19 protein-coding genes are annotated in these 16,181 nt (G+C 67.5%); 7 read left to right on the forward strand and 12 right to left on the reverse strand.

Annotation, left to right across the window (positions count from 1 at the left end; genetic code table 11):
- Positions 1 to 83: 83 nt before the first annotated feature.
- Positions 84 to 854 carry an NAD kinase gene (locus AC06FD_RS03895; RefSeq protein ID WP_478047038.1) on the forward strand — a complete coding sequence of 257 codons (771 nt, stop codon included), beginning with the start codon at positions 84 to 86 and terminating at the stop codon, positions 852 to 854.
- A gap of 79 nt (positions 855 to 933) precedes the next feature.
- The gene (locus AC06FD_RS03900) at positions 934 to 1,881 is read left to right on the forward strand and encodes a 5'-nucleotidase (protein WP_259203230.1); all 948 of its coding nucleotides are present in this window, start codon (positions 934 to 936) and stop codon (positions 1,879 to 1,881) included.
- A 29-nt stretch (positions 1,882 to 1,910) separates the two neighbouring features.
- On the opposite strand, the gene AC06FD_RS03905 is transcribed toward AC06FD_RS03900, so the two are convergent.
- From AC06FD_RS03905 to asnS, 12 genes are all read right to left on the reverse strand, one after another.
- Positions 1,911 to 2,486, reverse strand: coding sequence for a DUF2939 domain-containing protein (locus AC06FD_RS03905; protein WP_478077010.1), 576 nt, complete (start codon positions 2,484 to 2,486; stop codon positions 1,911 to 1,913).
- Between the two features lie 65 nt (positions 2,487 to 2,551).
- Positions 2,552 to 3,535, reverse strand: a complete 984-nt coding sequence (locus tag AC06FD_RS03910; protein WP_478047036.1) for an aldo/keto reductase — start codon at positions 3,533 to 3,535, stop codon at positions 2,552 to 2,554.
- 5 nt (positions 3,536 to 3,540) lie between these two features.
- Positions 3,541 to 4,227 carry a DUF2461 domain-containing protein gene (locus tag AC06FD_RS03915; RefSeq protein WP_478077011.1) on the reverse strand — a complete coding sequence of 229 codons (687 nt, stop codon included), beginning with the start codon at positions 4,225 to 4,227 and terminating at the stop codon, positions 3,541 to 3,543.
- Positions 4,224 to 5,663: an exodeoxyribonuclease I gene (gene sbcB, locus AC06FD_RS03920; RefSeq protein WP_394162660.1), complete on the reverse strand. Its 1,440-nt coding sequence runs from the start codon at positions 5,661 to 5,663 to the stop codon at positions 4,224 to 4,226. The genes AC06FD_RS03915 and sbcB overlap by 4 nt, the downstream gene beginning before the upstream one ends.
- On the reverse strand, positions 5,663 to 7,030 hold the full coding sequence (locus AC06FD_RS03925) for an FAD-dependent oxidoreductase (RefSeq protein ID WP_394162661.1): 1,368 nt from the start codon (positions 7,028 to 7,030) through the stop codon (positions 5,663 to 5,665). Before AC06FD_RS03925 ends, sbcB begins: the two co-directional genes overlap by 1 nt.
- Before the next feature lie 31 nt (positions 7,031 to 7,061).
- Complete coding sequence (gene kynU, locus AC06FD_RS03930) at positions 7,062 to 8,339, reverse strand: kynureninase (RefSeq protein ID WP_478077012.1); 1,278 nt, start codon at positions 8,337 to 8,339, stop codon at positions 7,062 to 7,064.
- 884 nt (positions 8,340 to 9,223) lie between these two features.
- A complete protein-coding gene (locus tag AC06FD_RS03935) occupies positions 9,224 to 9,754 on the reverse strand; it encodes a 3-hydroxyanthranilate 3,4-dioxygenase (RefSeq protein ID WP_259203215.1) in 531 nt (176 codons plus the stop codon).
- Between the two features lie 25 nt (positions 9,755 to 9,779).
- Positions 9,780 to 10,442 (reverse strand): carbonate dehydratase, encoded by a 663-nt coding sequence (gene can / locus AC06FD_RS03940; RefSeq protein ID WP_259203213.1) that lies wholly within the window; start codon positions 10,440 to 10,442, stop codon positions 9,780 to 9,782.
- A gap of 73 nt (positions 10,443 to 10,515) precedes the next feature.
- Positions 10,516 to 11,226 carry an FMN-binding negative transcriptional regulator gene (locus AC06FD_RS03945; RefSeq protein ID WP_478077013.1) on the reverse strand — a complete coding sequence of 237 codons (711 nt, stop codon included), beginning with the start codon at positions 11,224 to 11,226 and terminating at the stop codon, positions 10,516 to 10,518.
- Positions 11,227 to 11,232: 6 nt separating this feature from the next.
- On the reverse strand, positions 11,233 to 11,547 hold the full coding sequence (locus AC06FD_RS03950; RefSeq protein WP_259203211.1) for a hypothetical protein: 315 nt from the start codon (positions 11,545 to 11,547) through the stop codon (positions 11,233 to 11,235).
- Positions 11,544 to 11,849, reverse strand: coding sequence for a hypothetical protein (locus tag AC06FD_RS03955; protein ID WP_259203208.1), 306 nt, complete (start codon positions 11,847 to 11,849; stop codon positions 11,544 to 11,546). The genes AC06FD_RS03950 and AC06FD_RS03955 overlap by 4 nt, the downstream gene beginning before the upstream one ends.
- 37 nt (positions 11,850 to 11,886) lie before the next feature.
- Positions 11,887 to 13,281, reverse strand: a complete 1,395-nt coding sequence (asnS, locus tag AC06FD_RS03960) for an asparagine--tRNA ligase (protein WP_259203206.1) — start codon at positions 13,279 to 13,281, stop codon at positions 11,887 to 11,889.
- A gap of 186 nt (positions 13,282 to 13,467) precedes the next feature.
- On the opposite strand from asnS, the gene AC06FD_RS03965 reads away from it, so the two are divergent.
- From AC06FD_RS03965 to rplI, 5 genes are all read left to right on the forward strand, one after another.
- The gene (locus tag AC06FD_RS03965) at positions 13,468 to 13,806 is read left to right on the forward strand and encodes a HesB/IscA family protein (RefSeq protein ID WP_394162670.1); all 339 of its coding nucleotides are present in this window, start codon (positions 13,468 to 13,470) and stop codon (positions 13,804 to 13,806) included.
- Positions 13,807 to 13,864: 58 nt separating this feature from the next.
- Complete coding sequence (locus tag AC06FD_RS03970) at positions 13,865 to 14,413, forward strand: CbrC family protein (protein ID WP_478077014.1); 549 nt, start codon at positions 13,865 to 13,867, stop codon at positions 14,411 to 14,413.
- Between the two features lie 213 nt (positions 14,414 to 14,626).
- Positions 14,627 to 15,064, forward strand: a complete 438-nt coding sequence (gene rpsF / locus AC06FD_RS03975; protein ID WP_259203201.1) for a 30S ribosomal protein S6 — start codon at positions 14,627 to 14,629, stop codon at positions 15,062 to 15,064.
- Between the two features lie 11 nt (positions 15,065 to 15,075).
- Entirely contained in the window at positions 15,076 to 15,306 is a 231-nt protein-coding gene (rpsR, locus tag AC06FD_RS03980; protein ID WP_002804494.1) for a 30S ribosomal protein S18, read from the forward strand.
- 152 nt (positions 15,307 to 15,458) lie between these two features.
- On the forward strand, positions 15,459 to 15,911 hold the full coding sequence (rplI, locus tag AC06FD_RS03985) for a 50S ribosomal protein L9 (protein ID WP_259203194.1): 453 nt from the start codon (positions 15,459 to 15,461) through the stop codon (positions 15,909 to 15,911).
- The last annotated feature ends 270 nt before the right edge of the window (positions 15,912 to 16,181 follow it).

The raw sequence follows: 16,181 nt of genomic DNA on the forward strand, positions 1-16,181 counted from the left end.
ACCCGACGGCGGATGGGCGGACCCGGCCAGCGGCCGGCACGACCGGGTATGCTCTTGCTGGCATACCCCACCCGGATCCACCGATGAGCGACACCCCCCGTATCGCCTTCCTGGCCAGCAACACCGAGGCCGCGCAGCAGGCCCTGGCCGTCATGCTGGCCCGGCATGGCACGTGCGCGCCCGAGCAGGCCGATGTGCTGTGCCCGCTCGGCGGCGATGGCTTCATGCTGCAGACCCTGCATCGCTACGCGGCGCTGGGCAAGCCGGTGTTCGGGATGAAGCTGGGCACGGTGGGTTTCCTGATGAACCAGTTCCGTGATGACGACCTGCCGGCACGCCTGGCGGCGGCCGAGCCGGCCAATCTGCGCCCGCTGGAGATGCTGGCGCTGACCGAATCGGGCACCACCACCGGGTCGCTGGCGTACAACGATGTGTCGCTGCTGCGCCAGACCCGCCAGGCCGCGCACATCGGCGTGGACCTCAATGGCCAGGAGCGGGTGGCCGAGCTGATCGGCGATGGCGTGCTGGTGGCCACCCCGGCCGGCAGCACCGCCTACAACTATTCCGCGCACGGCCCGATCCTGCCGCTGGGCTCGCACACCATCGCGCTCACCCCGCTGGCCCCGTACCGCCCGCGTCGCTGGCGTGGGGCGATCCTCAAGGCCGACACCGAAGTGCGCTTCCGCGTGCTGGACCCCTACAAGCGCCCGGTCAGCGTGACCGCCGACTCGCACGAAACCCGCGACGTGGTGGAAGTGACCATCCGCGAGTCGCGCGAGCGCCGGGTGACGCTGCTGTTCGACCAGGAGCACAACCTGGAAGACCGCATCCTCAGCGAACAGTTCATGTTCTGAGCCCACCCGGGCGTGATGGCCGCGCACTGTGGGACAATGGCTGGCCGGCCGCTGCGGCCGCATTGGATTGCTGAGTGCCATGGGCGACAACACCCCCCGTCTGCTGACCGTCGCGGTGACCTCGCGCGCGCTGTTCGACCTGGAAGAAGGCCACGCGCTGTTCGAGGCCGAAGGCGTGGACGCCTACGCCGAGTACCAGCGCAAGCACGAGGACGACGTACTGCGCCCCGGCGTGGCGTTCCCGGTAGTGCGCAAGCTGTTGGCGCTCAACCAGGGCCAGTCGCCGGAGTCGCCGCGCGTGGAAGTGATCCTGCTTTCGCGCAACTCGGCCGACACCGGCCTGCGCATCTTCAATTCCATCCAGCACTACGGCCTGGGCATCATCCGCGCCACGTTCACTGCCGGCGAGCCGACCTGGCCCTACGTGAAGCCGTTCGGTACCGACTTGTTCCTGTCGGCCAACCCGGAATCGGTGCGCCGCGCGCTGCTGCACGGCATCGCGGCGGCCACCATCCTGCCCAAGCCGCCAGGCGAGACCATCGCCGCGGCCGAGCAGGTCGACCTGGGCCGGCCGCTGGGCCAGCTGCGGATCGCCTTCGATGGCGATGCGGTGATCTTCGGCGATGAGAGCGAGCGCATCTCGCGCGAGCAGGGCGTGGAAGCGTTTGGCCGGCACGAGCGCGAGAACGCGCGCGAGCCGCTCAGCGGCGGCCCGTTCCGCAACTTCCTCTCCGCCCTGCACACCCTGCAGGCCGTGTTCCCCTCGGGCGAGGATGCCCCGATCCGCACCGCGCTGGTCACCGCGCGTTCGGCGCCGGCGCACGAGCGGGTGATCCGCACGCTGCGCGAGTGGGGCGTGCGCCTGGATGAAGCGCTGTTCCTGGGCGGGCGGCACAAGGGGCCGTTCCTGGAAGCGTTCGGGGCCGACATCTTCTTCGACGATTCGCAGCACAACATCGACAGCGCCCGCCAGCACCAGCGCGTGGCCGCCGGCCACGTACCGCATGGCGTCGCGAACGACGGCTGACCTATCGCCGCGGCGGGCCGCGGCCGTGCTTACCGGAGCGGCAGGCCCGACGGCACATCCGGCGCGCTGACCAGCGGCAGGCGGATGTCGACCAGCTTCCAGCGCAGGCCGGAGCGCTGCAGCACGAAAACCACGGGGGTGCCATCCGGGGTGTGGGTGGTGGCGGTGAAGCGCGACAACGACTCGAAGCGATGCGTGGCGCCCTGCAGCGGCCGTGCCTTGCGCGGTGCCGCGTACGCGTCGCTGCTTTCCAGGTCGTTGCGGGCGCGTTTCCACAGGGTGTGGCCTTCCAGCAGCGCGCCGATCCCGGTCGGGGTGACCATCGCGTCCACCGCGGTGCCGGTGAGCGTTTCGCTGGCCGACAGCAGCAGCGCGCCGATGACGTTGGACTGCACGTCAGCGCCAGCGCGGCGGACCACGTAGTCGTTGAGCTGCGCGCGCAGGTTGGCCCGCAGCATCGGGAAGTCCACGTAGCGGTCGAGCTTGGCGGTGTCGCGGGTTTCGATGGCCTGCGACAGGCCGTGCACGGTGAGGTAGGGGCCACTGAAAAACACGCCTGCCAACAGCAGCAGCAGGGCCAGCAGCAACCAGAGAAGCTTTTTCATCACATCACGCATCTGCAGGGCATCGGGTTGAGCTTGCCGCAGTGGGTGTCGGGAAATGTGAAGGCTTACTGGCTTGGCGATCGCCCTGACTGGAAGGCGGCCACCAGGCGCGCGCGCTCGTCCGCTTGCAGTGCGTCCACCCGCGTGTCCAGGACCTGCGCCAGGTTGCCGATGCGGGTGGTGCCGAGCACGCCGCTGGCGATCGCCGGGTTCTGCAGCACGTAGGCGAATGCGGTCTGCGCGGGCGTCTGCGACCGCACCGTGGCGACCGCGCGCTGCATCGTGCGCGCACTGCGCATCAGTTCGCGGCTGGACGGCTTCAACCACGCGCGGGCGAGGTACCACGCGTCGGCCAGGCGCGGCACCCGCGGCCGTGCGGGCAGCAGGTGGCCCTGGGCCAGCACGGTGCCGGCCAGGACGCCGATGCCCGCCGCGTGCATGGCCGCGATCAGCGGTTCGCGGTCCTGCTGCAGGGCGTTGTAGTCGATCAGCGCGACATCGAACATGCCGGGGTGGGCGGCCATGAACTGCATGGTGCCGGCCGTGTGGGTATTGATGCCGAGCAGGCGGAACATGCCGTTGCGGCGCATGCGCGCCAGTGCCGAGAGCAACTCGTCGGTGATCTGTGGCACGCCGATGCCGTGCAGCTGGAAGATGTCCAGGTGGTCGCAGTGCAGGTTGCGCAGCGAGGCGGCGCAGCTGCGCTCGATGGCCTCCGGGGAAAAATCGCGGTGTTCGGCACCGCTTACCCCGGCCTGCCCGGTGAGGGTGCCGGCCTTGCTGGAGATCACCAGCCCATCGCGCGGGTGCGCGGCGAACGCGCGCTGGAGGATGCGCCCCAGCCGCGGCTCGGCATTGAAGGCGGCGTAATTGTGGCCGGTGTCGAACAGGTTGACGCCGCGCTCCAGCGCGTAGCGCACGATGCGCTCGGCCTGGTCTTCGGCGAAACGGCGATGGCCCCAGAAGCCCGAGCAGCCCAGCGCGACCTGCGATACCTGCAGGCCGCTGCGGCCGAGCGGGCGCAGCGCCACGGGAGACGGCGTCGGCATGCGGCTCAGAACTCCAGGTCCAGCGCGGCGCACAGGTAGTCCACGAACGGCCCCAGCGTGACCAGGTCGGCGGCGATGGTCTGGCGCAGGCGCGGGCCGGTCATGGTGGCGTCGTCCAGCGCGCGCCAGAACACCCAGTTGCGGTGTTTGAGGTCGTCGATGAACTCGAAGTCCGGCTCGAAGCCGCGCGGGGCACGCACCAGCTTTTCGCTTTCCTCGAAGTCGAACTTCTTCCGCAGCACCGGCGAGTGCGCGGCGGCCTTCCAGCTGCCCGGGTTGTCGACGATGAAATGCCGCACCTTGCGCTGCGTGGCCGGCTCGGGATGCCACAGGCCGGCACCGACGAAGCTTTCGCCTGGCTGCAGGTGGATGTAGAACGACGGCGCGGGTACCTGCCTGCGGCGCTCATGGAACAGGCGCGCGCCCTGCCAGCTCTTGTAGGGCGATTTGTCGTTGGAGAAGCGCGCGTCGCGGTAGATGCGGAACAGCGAGCCACCCACGCCGCGCGGGTCGGCGCGGAAATGCTCGCTGACTGCGGCCAGGTCGGGCTGCAGGTCGGCGATCAGGCGCAGGAACGGCTGGCGCACGTGCTCCTCGTACTGCGGTTTGTGCTCGTTGAACCAGGTCTTGTCGTTGTTGCGGGCCAGCCCACGCAGGAACGTGAAGCTCTTGGGGGTGAAATAGCTGCTCACAGGCTCTGCTCCAGGTGGGTGCCCCAGTCGCGCAACTGTTGCAGCAGGGCGAGCCGGGCCGGGTCGGCGGCGTGCTCGGTGGCCAGTGCATCCAGTTGTTGGCGGAACTGCGGCAGGTTCTGCTCGCCCAGCGCGGTGTCGCCGAGCAGGCGCTGGCGACGATAGTCGTTCCAGCGTGAGTGCTCGGTCGCGTCCAGGGTGTCCAGATGATTGCGTGCGCGGTAGCGGAACAGCAGCTCGGGCATGCGCGGATCGCGCAGGCGCTCGGCGAAGCTGGCCAGTTCGGCCGGTGGACTCGTGCGGATGCGGGCCATCAATGCCTTGTCGCCGTCGGCCAGGAAACCGTCGTACAGCGAGGCATCCACGTCGCTTGGGGGCAGCGCACGTTCGCCGCCGAACACCTGGCGGGCCTTCTCGGCCAATGCCGGTCCCAGCTCGCGCAGGCGCGCTGCCTTGGCTTCGATGGCGGCCACGTCCAGGCCAAGGCGCGCATGGTCGGCGGCGCGCAGGTGGTTCCAGGCGACCAGCGCAGGCACCTTGTTGACGTGTACTTCCTTGAGCGGCACGCGCTGTTCGCCCTCGGCAAGGTCGGCGGCGCGGGTGTACAGGCGCGCGGCGATGGTCTCGGCGGGCAATGCCAGCAGCGCGTCGACGTCGCCGTCCAGGTCGAACACGATGACCCGGTTGCTGATGTACGGATGGCGTGCCAGCGGCAGCACCGGGGCGGCGCACAGGCGCTGGGCCGGATAGCGCATCGAGATGTGCAGGACCGGCTGCATCGCCTCCACGTCGAGCAGGCTGGCCACGAAGCGCTTGTCGCGCAGCTTCAGGGCGTAGTCCCACAGCCGCGGCTGCGCCTGCTTGAACAGGCGTGCCATGCCGATGGTGGCGTACACGTCCGACAGCGCTTCATGGGCATCGCCCTGGCGCACGTCGTTGGCGGTGGCCAGGTGCTCGAGTTTGAACGAGGTGGCGCCATCTTCGCGCTGCGGCCACGCCACGCCCTCGGGGCGCAGCGCGTGCAGCAGGCGCATCATGTCCAGCAGGTCCCAACGCGAATTGCCGTTGCGCCACTCACGCTCGTAGGGATCGTAGAAGTTGCGGAACAACCCGTGGCGTACGAACTCATCGTCGAAGCGCAGCGTGTTGTAGCCCAGCGAGCAGGTGCCCGGTCGCGCCATCAGGTCGTTGATGCGCGAAAACGCGTCGGCCTCGCTGACGCCGGTGGCGAGCGCGTGCTGCGGGGTGATGCCGGTGATCAGCGTGGCCACCGGCGAGGGCAGCAGGTCGTCGGCCGGCTTGACGTAGAAGCTGACCGGCGCCTCGATGATGTTCAGCTCGGCATCGGTACGGATCGCGGCGAACTGCGCGATGCGGGTGCGCCGAGGATCCTGGCCGAAGGTCTCCAGGTCGTAGAACAGGAAGCTGTCTGCCATCAGTGTGCGCCCTCCAGCACCGGCAACTGCGCGTGCACGATCCGCTCCAGCGCCGGCCAGTCGATGTGGTCCAGGCTGTCATGCCCGGCGGTGGCGTCCTCCAGGATGCGCCGCTGCAGGTCGGTGCGCGCCAGCGCCACCGCATACGGTGTGTGCAGGAAGGTCACCATGGTGTAGTGCGGCACGAAGCGGGTCGGCCAGCGTGCCTGCAGCGCCTGTTCGAGCTCGCGCTGGAGCAGGAACGCCGGATCGGCCACGCGGTCGCGCATCTCCAGGTAGTTCTCTAGCGCCATCTGCTGGATCGCCTCGGCATTCGGCTTGCGGTCGGCCTCGAACGCGGCGAAGGCCGCGGCCAGCGAATCCTGCGCCAGCAGGTGGCCGGCCAGCGCCACGCAGTCCTCGAACGCGCAGTTCATGCCCTGGCCGTGGAACGGCACCATCGCATGCGCGGCATCGCCGAGCAGCACGGCGCGGCCCTGCAGGTGCCAGTGGGTGAGGTGCAGCGTGCCGAGCAGGCCCGGCGGATGTTCTTCCCAGTCGCGGCGCAGGTTGGGGATCAGCGCCAGCGCATCGGGGAAGTCGCGCGCGAACAGCGCCTCGGCTTCGGCGCCCGTGGTGGTGGTGGCGAAGCTGGGCTCGCCCGTGTTGGGCAGGAACAGGGTGACGGTGAAGGTGCCTTCGTCGTTGGGCAGGGCGATGCACATGTAATGCCCGCGCGGCCAGATGTGCAGGGCGTTGGCCTCGATGCGGAAGCCACCGTCGGCGGTCGGCGGGATCTCCAGCTCCTTGTAGGAGTGGTCCAGGAACTCGATGCGCTCGTCCAGCGGCTGCTTGCGGTTCATCGCCGCGCGCAGCGCCGAGCCGGCACCGTCGGCGCCGATCAGGGTGTCGAAGCGGATGTCATGCGGCTGGTCGTCGCGGTCGTCGATGAAGCGGGCGTAGCCGGCATCGAAATCCACGGTGTGCAGGCGGCGGTGGAAGTGCACCTGCGCGCCGGCGTCCTCGGCCAGCTGCAGCAGCGTGGTGTTGAGGTCCTTGCGGTGGATCGACCAGATCACCTCGCTGTCGTCGCGGCCGTAGCGCTGCAACTGCGGCTCGCCCTGGCGGGGATGCACCATCCGGCCGCGCATCATCACGGCCTTGGCCATGACCGCGTCTTCCACGCCCGCCTGGCGCAGCGCATTGCGCCCGCGTTCGGCCAGCGCCAGGTTGATCGAACGGCCGGACTCGTAGTCGCTGATGCGCGGGTCGCCGCGGCGCTCGTAGAGGGTGATGCGCCAGCCTTGGCGCGACAGCAGGATGGCGAGCAGGGAGCCGGCCAGGCCGGCGCCGATGATGCTCAGCGAGCGTGAGGGGGTAGCGATCAAGTCGGTGTCCGCAAGGGGGAGGGAGCGCGGCTTAGTGGCCGGCCCAGGCGCCCACTTCGTCGATGAAGTGGTGCAGGTCCTGGTAACGGTTGTAGAGCGGGGTGGGCGAGATGCGGATGACGTCGGGCTCGCGCCAGTCGCCGAGCACGCCCACGGTCTGCAGGTACTCGAACAGGCTGCGCCCACGCTCGCGCCCGCCGACCACGCGCAGCGAGAGCTGGCAGCCGCGACGCTCGGGTTCGCTGGGGGTGAGCACCTCCAGCACGCCGGCCAGACGGGCGCGCACCAGCGCATCCAGCAGCCCGGTGAGGCGCAACGATTTGGCGCGCAGCGCGGCGATACCGCCGGCCTTGTCGACCACGTCCAGGGCCGCGCGCAGCGGCGCCAGCCCCAGCACCGGCGGGTTGCTCAACTGCCAGCCTTCGGCGCCGATGGCGGGCACGAACTGCGGGGCCATCTTGAAGCGGGTAGCCTCTTCGTGTCCCCACCACCCGGCAAAACGCGGCAGGGTGGTGTCGCGGTGGTGGCGTTCATGGACGAAGCAGCCGGCCACGGCGCCCGGGCCGGCGTTGAGGTACTTGTAATGGCACCAGACCGCGAAGTCGGGCGCGATGTCATGCAGGTGCAGGGGCACGTTGCCGACCGAGTGCGCCAGGTCGAAACCGACCCGGGCGCCCTGCAGGCGGGCCATGCGGGTGATCGCCTCCAGGTCGAACACCTGGCCGCTGCGGTACTGCACGCCGGGCCACAGCACCAGCGCCAGGCGCGGGCCGTGTTGGGTGATCGCACGCTCGATGGCCTGCAGGGAAATCGTGCCGTTGGGTTCGTCGGGCTGCACCTCGATGAGGTCGGTGGCCGGGTCGAAGCCATGGAAGCGGATCTGCGATTCGACCGCGTGGCGATCGGTCGGAAACGCGCCGGCTTCGATCAGGATCGCCGGGCGCTGCGCGCTGGGGCGGTAGAAGCTGACCATCATCAGGTGCAGGTTGACGCTGAGGGTGTTCATGGCGACCACTTCAGTGGGCAACGCGCCCACGACGCGGGCGAGCTGTTCGCTGACCAGACGGTGGTAGCGCAGCCACTGGGTGTCACCGGTGAAGTGGCCCTCGACGGCCAGGCTGGCCCATTTGTCCATCACCTCCTGCACCGCCGCGCGCGCAGCCCGCGGCTGCAGGCCAAGCGAATTGCCGACGAAGTAGACCTGGTCGCGATGGTTGTGCTGCGGGAACACGAACTCGCTGCGGATGGCGCGCAGGGGATCGGCGGCGTCCAGGGCAACGGCATGGGTGCGGCTGAGAATGTCGGACATGGTGCGACCAGCGGTGACAGTGACCGACAGTTTATCCGGTGGTGGGGGTGTGGGGTGTCGTGGGGTGTGTGTTGGTAAAGGCAGCCGCAACAGCAATGGCGTCCTGTCGGGGTCGTCGGCTGGGCTGGCGCGGTGCGGGTGGGGTGCCGGGACACGCAGCAAACCCCGCGCCGCGCTCCGCCCCAGCCGCTGGCGCCTGTGCGTTCGGGCGCTTGCGAGGCGGTGCCTCGCAAGCAAAGCGCCCTCACGCCCGGGGGCTCGGCGTTGCCATTCATGGCAACACACGGTCCCGGCAACGCACACGCACACGCACACGCACAAGCAGTGGGTCGGTTTCCATGGGAAATGCCGGAAATGCCGGAAATGCCGGAAATGCCGGAAATGCCGGAAACGCTGGAGACGCCGGGAACGCCGGGAACGCCCGGAAACGCTCGGAACGCCGGGAAACGCGGGGAACGCCGGAATACGGGAACTGCGGAAAACGCTGGGAACGCTGGAACGCCGGAACGCCGGAACGCCCGGAAACGCTCGGAACGCCGGGAAACGTGGGGAACGGCGAAAATACGGGAAACGCTGGGAACGTCGGAACGCGGAACGCCGGAAACGCCGGAAACGCCGGAAACGTCGGAAACGTCGGAAACGATCGGAACGCCGGAACGCCGGAACGCCGGGGAACGCGGCAAACGCGGAAAAAACGCGGGGAAAACGCGGAAAAAGCTTGGTAGAGCCGAGCCATGCTCGGCTGCTCTTCATTCAGAGGTCATGCTGCCATCGCCTGAAGAAGAGGTATCGGCACTCGATAGAGGATCGACCCTACCGGCCCCTTCTCCCCCGCATCTGCCAGCCCACAAAACGCGCACATGCATCCATCCGCGTGCGAGTCCTCACCCCTCAACCGCCACCGCACTGCCCGGCAACGGGTCCACGTGCCCGCACGCATCACACGTCCGCAGATCCAGCGACGACTGGTAGCGCGCGAAGACCTTCGGCAGGTCGGTCTCGATGTTCTCCAGCGCGAAGTATTCTTCATACAGCTTGTGGTTGCAGCGCTCGCAGTACCACAGCAGCCCATCGCGCTCGTGCGCCAGCCGCTTGCGCTCCACCACCAGGCCCACGCCGCCAGCCGGGCGGCGCGGCGAGTGCGGCACCTTGCCCGGCAGCAGGAAAATCTCGCCGGCACGGATCGGAATGTCGCGCACTGCGCCATCCTCCTGCACCTTCAGCGTCATCTCGCCTTCAAGCTGATAGAACCACTCGGGGCCCTCGTCGTAATGGAAGTCGGTGCGGCTGTTCGGGCCGCCCACCACCATCACGATGAAGTCGCCGTCCTCGATCATCTTGTTGCCGACCGGCGGCTTGAGCAGGTGCCGGTGTTCTTCGATCCAGCCCAGCAGATTGATCGGCATCGGGAGCATGGCGCAAGGTCCGTAGTGGGGGAGGTCAGTCGCGCTTGCCGCGACGCGGAACGTGCGCCAGCGCCCGCTCATAGGCCGGCTGCAGGTCTTCCGGCGCACCGACGTCGATGCCCATCTCGCGCACCCGCCCGTCCTTCAGGCTGTACACCCAGCCGTGCACCATCAGCTTCTGGCCGCGCGCCCAGGCGTCCTGCACGATCGTCGATCGGCAGGCATTGACCACCTGCTCGATCACGTTCAGTTCGCACAGCCGCGCGTGCTTCAGCTCCGGGTCGTCGATCGCATCCATGATCGACGCGTGCTTCTGTGCCACGTCGCCCACGTGACGCAGCCAGTTGTCGGCCAGGCCCACGCGCGTGTTGTGCAGGGTGGCGTGCACGCCGCCGCAGCCGTAGTGGCCCACGATCAGGATGTGCTTCACCTTCAACTGGTCCACCGCGTACTGGATCACGCTCAGGCAGTTCAGATCGGTATGCACGACCACGTTGGCCACGTTGCGATGCACGAACACTTCGCCCGGCGCCATGCCGATGATCTGGTTGGCCGGCACGCGGGAATCCGAGCAGCCGATCCACAGGTATTCCGGGTGCTGCTGCTTGGCCAGCTGGTGGAAAAACTCCGGGTCTTCTTTTTCGATCCGGTCCGCCCATTCGCGGTTGTTCTGCAGCAGCTTGTGGATGTCTTTCATCGTGCGGGGTCCCTGACGTCGGGTGGGGGCAAGGCGCGGCCAGGCCGGCCGCGTCGTCGCAGGAGGGGGGAGGTCAGTCGGCGGCGGTGCCGCCCTCGCGGCGCCAGCGCATCCACTGCGCCAGCTCGCGTGACGCCGGGGCGTCCAGTGCCGACAGCGCGTCGATCACGCTGGACTGGTTGGCCTCGGGATGGTTCTGGCTGAGTTTGAGTTTGATCTGCACCTGCGCCGGGCGGAAACGGAAACCGACAATGCCGCCGAGCATGCGCTGTTGGCGCGGCTCGATCGGCAGCAGGTCCCAGTCGCCGCCGACCTGCGCTTCGTAGTGCGCGCTCAGGCCGTCCAGCATCGCGATCAGTGCCTCATCATCGGTGACCGGCTCCAGTACGCCGCGCAGTTCCGCGGCGGCGTAATTCCAGGTCGGCACACGCGCCTGTGCGGCCTTGTGTTCACCCCGTCCCTGGCGCTCACCCTGCGGGCCAGCCTTCGGCTGTCCAACGCCGTTCCTGACGGCGTTGTCCGGATACCAGCCGGGGGAGACATACGCATGCGGGCCGTGCACGAGCATCAACGCGGGGCCGGCATGGCCTGCCTGCGGGTTGGGCTTGGCCCAGTGGCCTTCGATCAGGATGCCATCGGCGTCGCGCCGGTACAGCACCGGCATCCGCGTGGCCTGCGGCAGTCCGTCGGCGCCGGTGGTGACCAGGGTGACGAACGCATCGCGCGCCAGCAGCCGGTCCAGCCAGATCAGGTCGGTCTCGACGAAGGCGGACGGGATGAACATCGTCGGTTACGCGCGGGCGCCCAGGCTCTGGATCATGCGGCCGTGCAGGGCATCGTCGCTGTCGGCCTGCGGCGGCTGCACTTCATGCAGCGAGAAGCCGCGGATCAGGGCGTCTTCTTCGTCCAGGCCGTCGTAGGCGACGAACTCGGCGTCGAACAGTTGCGAACGCGCGGTGTCTTCGCTGTCGTAGCTCAGCGTGTTGCCGTCGCTGTCCAGCACCTCGGCGGTGCCGGCGGGGCGCACGCGCAGACGGGCCCAGATCAGCGTGTTGCCCAGGCTGGCCAGGAACCACTCGTCGCGGTGGGTGGGGGTGTCGTTCATATCAATACCATCGAAAGCAGCCAGAGCAGGGCAGCCATGCCCAGTCCGGCCAGCAGGGTCAGCAGCGACACCCAGGCCGGTGTCGCCAGCCCGGACAGCGCCCGGTCGGGGGTCTGCCGGTAGTCACGGCCGAGCAGCCAGCGCAGCGCGTCCGGGCGCAGGAACGCGCCGCTGCCGAAGCGTTCGGCCAGCGGCGGGTGGCGGTCGCGGATGTGGATCAGGGTCAGCGGCCAGAAGATCACGAAGGCACTGAACCCGGCGATCGCCACGCCGACGAAACACAGCGCGAAGAACAGGGTCATGGGTCAGGGCCTCCTTGGATGGACCAGCGCGCGTGGATCAGAACTCGGCGGTACCCGGTGCGCGCGGGTAGGGGATCGCGTCGCGGATATTGCCCAGCCCGCACACGTACACCACCAGGCGCTCAAAGCCCAGGCCGAAACCAGCGTGCGGGACCGACCCGTAGCGGCGGAAATCGCGGTACCAGCCGTAATGCGCCGGGTCCAGGCCGAACTGCGCCATGCGCGCGTCCAGCACGTCCAGGCGCTCTTCGCGCTGGCTGCCGCCGATGATCTCGCCGATGCCCGGTGCCAGCACGTCCATCGCCGCGACGGTCTTGCCGTCGTCGTTCAGGCGCATGTAGAACGCCTTGATGTGCTCGGGGTAGTTGGTCACCACCACCGGGCGGCCGATGTGCTCCTCGGTCAGCCAGCGCTCGTGTTCGGTCTGCAGGTCCAGGCCCCATTCGACCGGGAAGTCGAACTTCTTGTCGGCCTTCTGCAGCAGCTTGACCGCCTCCGAGTAGTCGATCTGCTCGAACGGGGCATTGATGAACGCTTCCAGCTTGGTGATCGCGTTCTTGTCCACGCGCTCGGCCAGGAAGGCCAGGTCGTCGCCGCGCTCGTCGAGCACCGCGCGGAACAGGTACTTCAGGAACTGCTCGGCCAGGCGCGCGTCTTCGGCCAGGTCGGCGAAGGCGATTTCCGGCTCGATCATCCAGAATTCCGCCAGGTGGCGGGTGGTGTTGGAGTTCTCGGCGCGGAAGGTCGGGCCGAACGTGTAGACCTTGCTCAGCGCCAGGCAGTAGGCCTCCACGTTGAGCTGGCCGGACACGGTCAGGAAGGTTTCCTTGCCGAAGAAGTCACGGCTGAAATCGACCTCGCCCTTGTCGTTGCGCGGCAGGTTGGCCATGTCCAGGGTCGAGACCCGGAACATCTGGCCGGCGCCTTCGGCATCGGAGGTGGTGATGATCGGGGTGCTGATCCAGTTGAACCCGTTCTGGTGGAAGAACCGGTGTACCGCCTGGGACAGGCAGTTGCGGATGCGGGTGACCGCGCCGAACAGGTTGGTGCGCGGGCGCAGGTGCGCCACTTCGCGCAGGAACTCGGCGCTCATCGGCTTGGGCTGGATCGGGTAGGTCAGCGGGTCGTCGACCAGGCCGACGATCTCGATGTCGTGGGCCTGGATTTCGAACGACTGGCCCTTGCCCTGGGACTTCACCAGCGTGCCGCGGGCGATCACCGAGCAGCCCGGGGTCAGGCTCTTGATGTCGTCGAAATTGGGCAGGGTGTCATTGGCCACCACCTGGATGGGGGCGAAGCAGGAGCCATCGGTGACATTGACGAAGGCCAGCGCCGCAGAGCCGCGTACCGTACGAACCCACCCGCGTACTGTTGCCTCGCCGCCTTCCGGGATCTTCCCGGCAAGCGCATGTTCAACGCTGACCACCGTCATGACTTGAATCCTCTGTTGATCGACTCGATCTCTGAACACGGAGTTTAACGGGTGCGGTGTTCGGCTTGCGAGGCATTTTTCGCGCGCTCTCCGGGGCTGCGCGCCATGTGAACCGCAGCGACGGCCGTCGAAGCCGGGCCGCGCCATACCCTCTATAATGATCACGATCCGCTGGAGTTGCCTGTCATGGCCGTAAGCCTTACCCCTGTTGCCTTTGCCCGTGTGCAGAAGTTCGTCGAGCAGACCCCCGGCGCGCTGGGCCTGCGTTTCGGCGTGACCCGCACCGGCTGTTCCGGCTGGGGCCACATCACCGACCTGGCCCGCGATGAGCGCGATGGCGACACCGTCTTCGAGCAGGATGGGGTCCGCATCTACGTGGATGCCACCAGCCTGGCGCTGGTCGACGGCACCGAGATCGACTTCGGCAAGCACGGGCTGAGCGAGACCTTCACGTTCAGGAACCCGAACGCGACCGCTGAATGCGGCTGCGGCGAGAGCTTCACCACCGAGGCCGACAAGGCCTGAGCCGGGCAGGGGTGCGCCCGGCCTTGGCGCGGCAGGTTGGCCGCAGCGTCCGCCTGCCATGACCGAACGGCCCGTGTTCCGGTATCAGCCCAATGCCTACTCGATATCGTTCGAGGAGGTCGAGGGTGTCTGCGACTGCTGCACGCAGCGCCGTTCGGTGCGATACCGGGGCTCGTTCTACTGTGCCGGGGAGACGCCAGGCTACCTGTGCCCCTGGTGCATCGCCGATGGCTCGGCCGCCGCCCGATTCTCGGGTGAGTTCATCGGCTGGGCCGATATCGAAGGGGTGTCCCCCGATCCGGCCGATCCGCCGCCCGCGATTCCCCGCGAGCTGCTGTTGGAACTATGCGATCGGACGCCGAGCTACCCTGCGTGGCAGCAGGCGGTCTGGTTGACTCATTGCGACCGCCCGTGCGCCTTCCTTGGGTATGCAGGGGCTGACGATCTGGCGCCGTACCTGGACCAGGTCCTGCCTGACATCCGCGAGGTGAGCCCTCGCGATCCCGACGGGGTGCTGAAACACCTCAGTCGCGATGGGGCGATGGCGGGCTGCCTTTTTCAGTGCCTGCAGTGCGGCCAGCATCGACTGCATGTCGATATAAGTTAGGGTAAGTTGCTGAAAACATTCGGTAATGCGTATTCTCGGCGGCGCGCGATCTTCGGCCTGCGCCCGTGAACGCTGCTGTGGTTTCCGTGACAGCGCATCTGTGCCATAATTTGCGGCTTCCTGCCTGATTCCGGGCAGGACCCTTGCCCCACCGCGTTCACCTGCGGGGGGCTGTCCGGCCCCCAAAGGGCCACATCCGAAAGGTAAAAACACATGAGTCGTCATTACGAAGTCGTGTTCCTGGTCCATCCGGACCAGAGCGAACAGGTCCCGGCCATGATCGAGCGCTACAAGGCGCTGGTCGAGAACGGCAGCGGCACCATCCACCGTCTGGAAGACTGGGGCCGTCGTCAGCTGGCCTACCCGATCCAGAACCTGGTGAAGGCCCACTACGTCATGCTCAACATCGAGTGCGACCAGGCCGTGCTGAGCGAGCTGGTGGAAAGCTTCCGCTTCAACGACGCCGTGCTGCGCAACCTCGTCATCAAGCGTGACGAAGCCGACACCGAGCAGTCGCTGATCATGAAGAGCAAGGACGAGAAGGGTGACAAGCCCGAGCGTGGCGAGCGTCGTCGTCGTGATGACGAAGAAGGTGAAACCACCCCCGCCGCTGACACCGATGCCGGCGAAGACGCCGCTTCGGCCGCTTAAGGAGCACTGACATGTCCAAGTTCTTCCGTCGCCGCAAGTTCTGCAAGTTCACGGCCGAAGGTGTCAAGGAGATCGATTACAAGGATCTCAACACCCTGCGCCAGTACCTGACCGAGAACGGCAAGATCGTGCCGAGCCGCGTCACCGGTACCAAGTCGAAGTACCAGCGCCAGCTGGCAACGGCCGTCAAGCGCGCCCGTTTCCTGGCCCTGATCCCGTACACCGACAACCACGACGTGTGATGAAAGCCGGCGGCTTCGGTCGCCGCTTTCGTGGACCTGGCCGCCCGCGCTGCAGAGCGTCGGGCGGTTTCACGGTCTACCGTTCGGATATTCGGACAGCCATCCGCTGCGGGGCCCTGCCTCGCTAACGAATACATATTTGGAGTTACACCATGAAGCTGATTCTTCTTCAGAAGGTCACCAACCTCGGCGGTCTGGGCGATCTGGTCGACGTGAAGCCGGGCTACGGCCGCAACTTCCTCGTCCCGACCGGCAAGGCCGTTCCGGCCACCAGCACCAACGTTGCCGAATTCGAAGCCAAGCGCGCCGAATACGAAGCCAAGGCCCAGTCGATCCACGCTGACGCCGAAGCCCGCAAGGCGAAGCTGGAAGGCAAGAGCGTCACGATCGCCGCCAATGCGTCGACCGAAGGCAAGCTGTACGGTTCGGTTGGCCCGCGCGATATCGCCGAAGCCTTCACCGCTGCCGGCCTGCCGCTGGAAAAGAGCGAAGTGATCCTGGGCGAAGGCGCCTTCCGCAACGTGGGCGAGTACGAGGTGACTGTTCACCTGCACGCCGACGTCGAAACCACCGTCAAGGTGGTGGTGGAAGCCGAAAAGGCCTGATCCCTGCCGAAAGGCTGGAATCGCTGAAACGGGTGCCCGCGAGGGTGCCCGTTTTTGTTTATGGGGTGGGGTTTTTTTAGAAGCGGACGGCCAAAGCCAAGGCTACGGCACGCGCTGGCGCCTTGGCTTTCCGGGGGAGGGTGGCGGGTAGCCTTGGCCGGGACACGCCGTAAACCCGTCCATGGGGGCTCGATGTGCGCCTTGCGCGCTCGTGCAATCCTGCACAAGCGGCAAGACCGGGGTTGGGCGTCCGGCCCAACCCGTCCGGCG

The sequence above is a fragment of the Stenotrophomonas sp. Steno-Z1 genome, assembly GCF_056393175.1.

Excerpts from the sequence above, each read along its gene's own strand:
- kynU (WP_478077012.1), bottom strand. The coding sequence starts at position 8,339 with ATGTCCGACATTCTCAGCCGCACCCATGCCGTTGCCCTGGACGCCGCC.
- AC06FD_RS03945 (WP_478077013.1), bottom strand. The coding sequence starts at position 11,226 with ATGTTCATCCCGTCCGCCTTCGTCGAGACCGACCTGATCTGGCTGGAC.
- rplI (WP_259203194.1), top strand. The coding sequence starts at position 15,459 with ATGAAGCTGATTCTTCTTCAGAAGGTCACCAACCTCGGCGGTCTGGGC.
- AC06FD_RS03950 (WP_259203211.1), bottom strand. The coding sequence starts at position 11,547 with ATGAACGACACCCCCACCCACCGCGACGAGTGGTTCCTGGCCAGCCTG.
- asnS (WP_259203206.1), bottom strand. The coding sequence starts at position 13,281 with ATGACGGTGGTCAGCGTTGAACATGCGCTTGCCGGGAAGATCCCGGAA.
- sbcB (WP_394162660.1), bottom strand. The coding sequence starts at position 5,663 with ATGGCAGACAGCTTCCTGTTCTACGACCTGGAGACCTTCGGCCAGGAT.
- AC06FD_RS03970 (WP_478077014.1), top strand. The coding sequence starts at position 13,865 with ATGACCGAACGGCCCGTGTTCCGGTATCAGCCCAATGCCTACTCGATA.
- AC06FD_RS03895 (WP_478047038.1), top strand. The coding sequence starts at position 84 with ATGAGCGACACCCCCCGTATCGCCTTCCTGGCCAGCAACACCGAGGCC.
- rpsR (WP_002804494.1), top strand. The coding sequence starts at position 15,076 with ATGTCCAAGTTCTTCCGTCGCCGCAAGTTCTGCAAGTTCACGGCCGAA.
- AC06FD_RS03900 (WP_259203230.1), top strand. The coding sequence starts at position 934 with ATGGGCGACAACACCCCCCGTCTGCTGACCGTCGCGGTGACCTCGCGC.
- AC06FD_RS03955 (WP_259203208.1), bottom strand. The coding sequence starts at position 11,849 with ATGACCCTGTTCTTCGCGCTGTGTTTCGTCGGCGTGGCGATCGCCGGG.
- AC06FD_RS03965 (WP_394162670.1), top strand. The coding sequence starts at position 13,468 with ATGGCCGTAAGCCTTACCCCTGTTGCCTTTGCCCGTGTGCAGAAGTTC.
- AC06FD_RS03935 (WP_259203215.1), bottom strand. The coding sequence starts at position 9,754 with ATGCTCCCGATGCCGATCAATCTGCTGGGCTGGATCGAAGAACACCGG.
- AC06FD_RS03910 (WP_478047036.1), bottom strand. The coding sequence starts at position 3,535 with ATGCCGACGCCGTCTCCCGTGGCGCTGCGCCCGCTCGGCCGCAGCGGC.
- AC06FD_RS03905 (WP_478077010.1), bottom strand. The coding sequence starts at position 2,486 with ATGAAAAAGCTTCTCTGGTTGCTGCTGGCCCTGCTGCTGCTGTTGGCA.
- can (WP_259203213.1), bottom strand. The coding sequence starts at position 10,442 with ATGAAAGACATCCACAAGCTGCTGCAGAACAACCGCGAATGGGCGGAC.
- rpsF (WP_259203201.1), top strand. The coding sequence starts at position 14,627 with ATGAGTCGTCATTACGAAGTCGTGTTCCTGGTCCATCCGGACCAGAGC.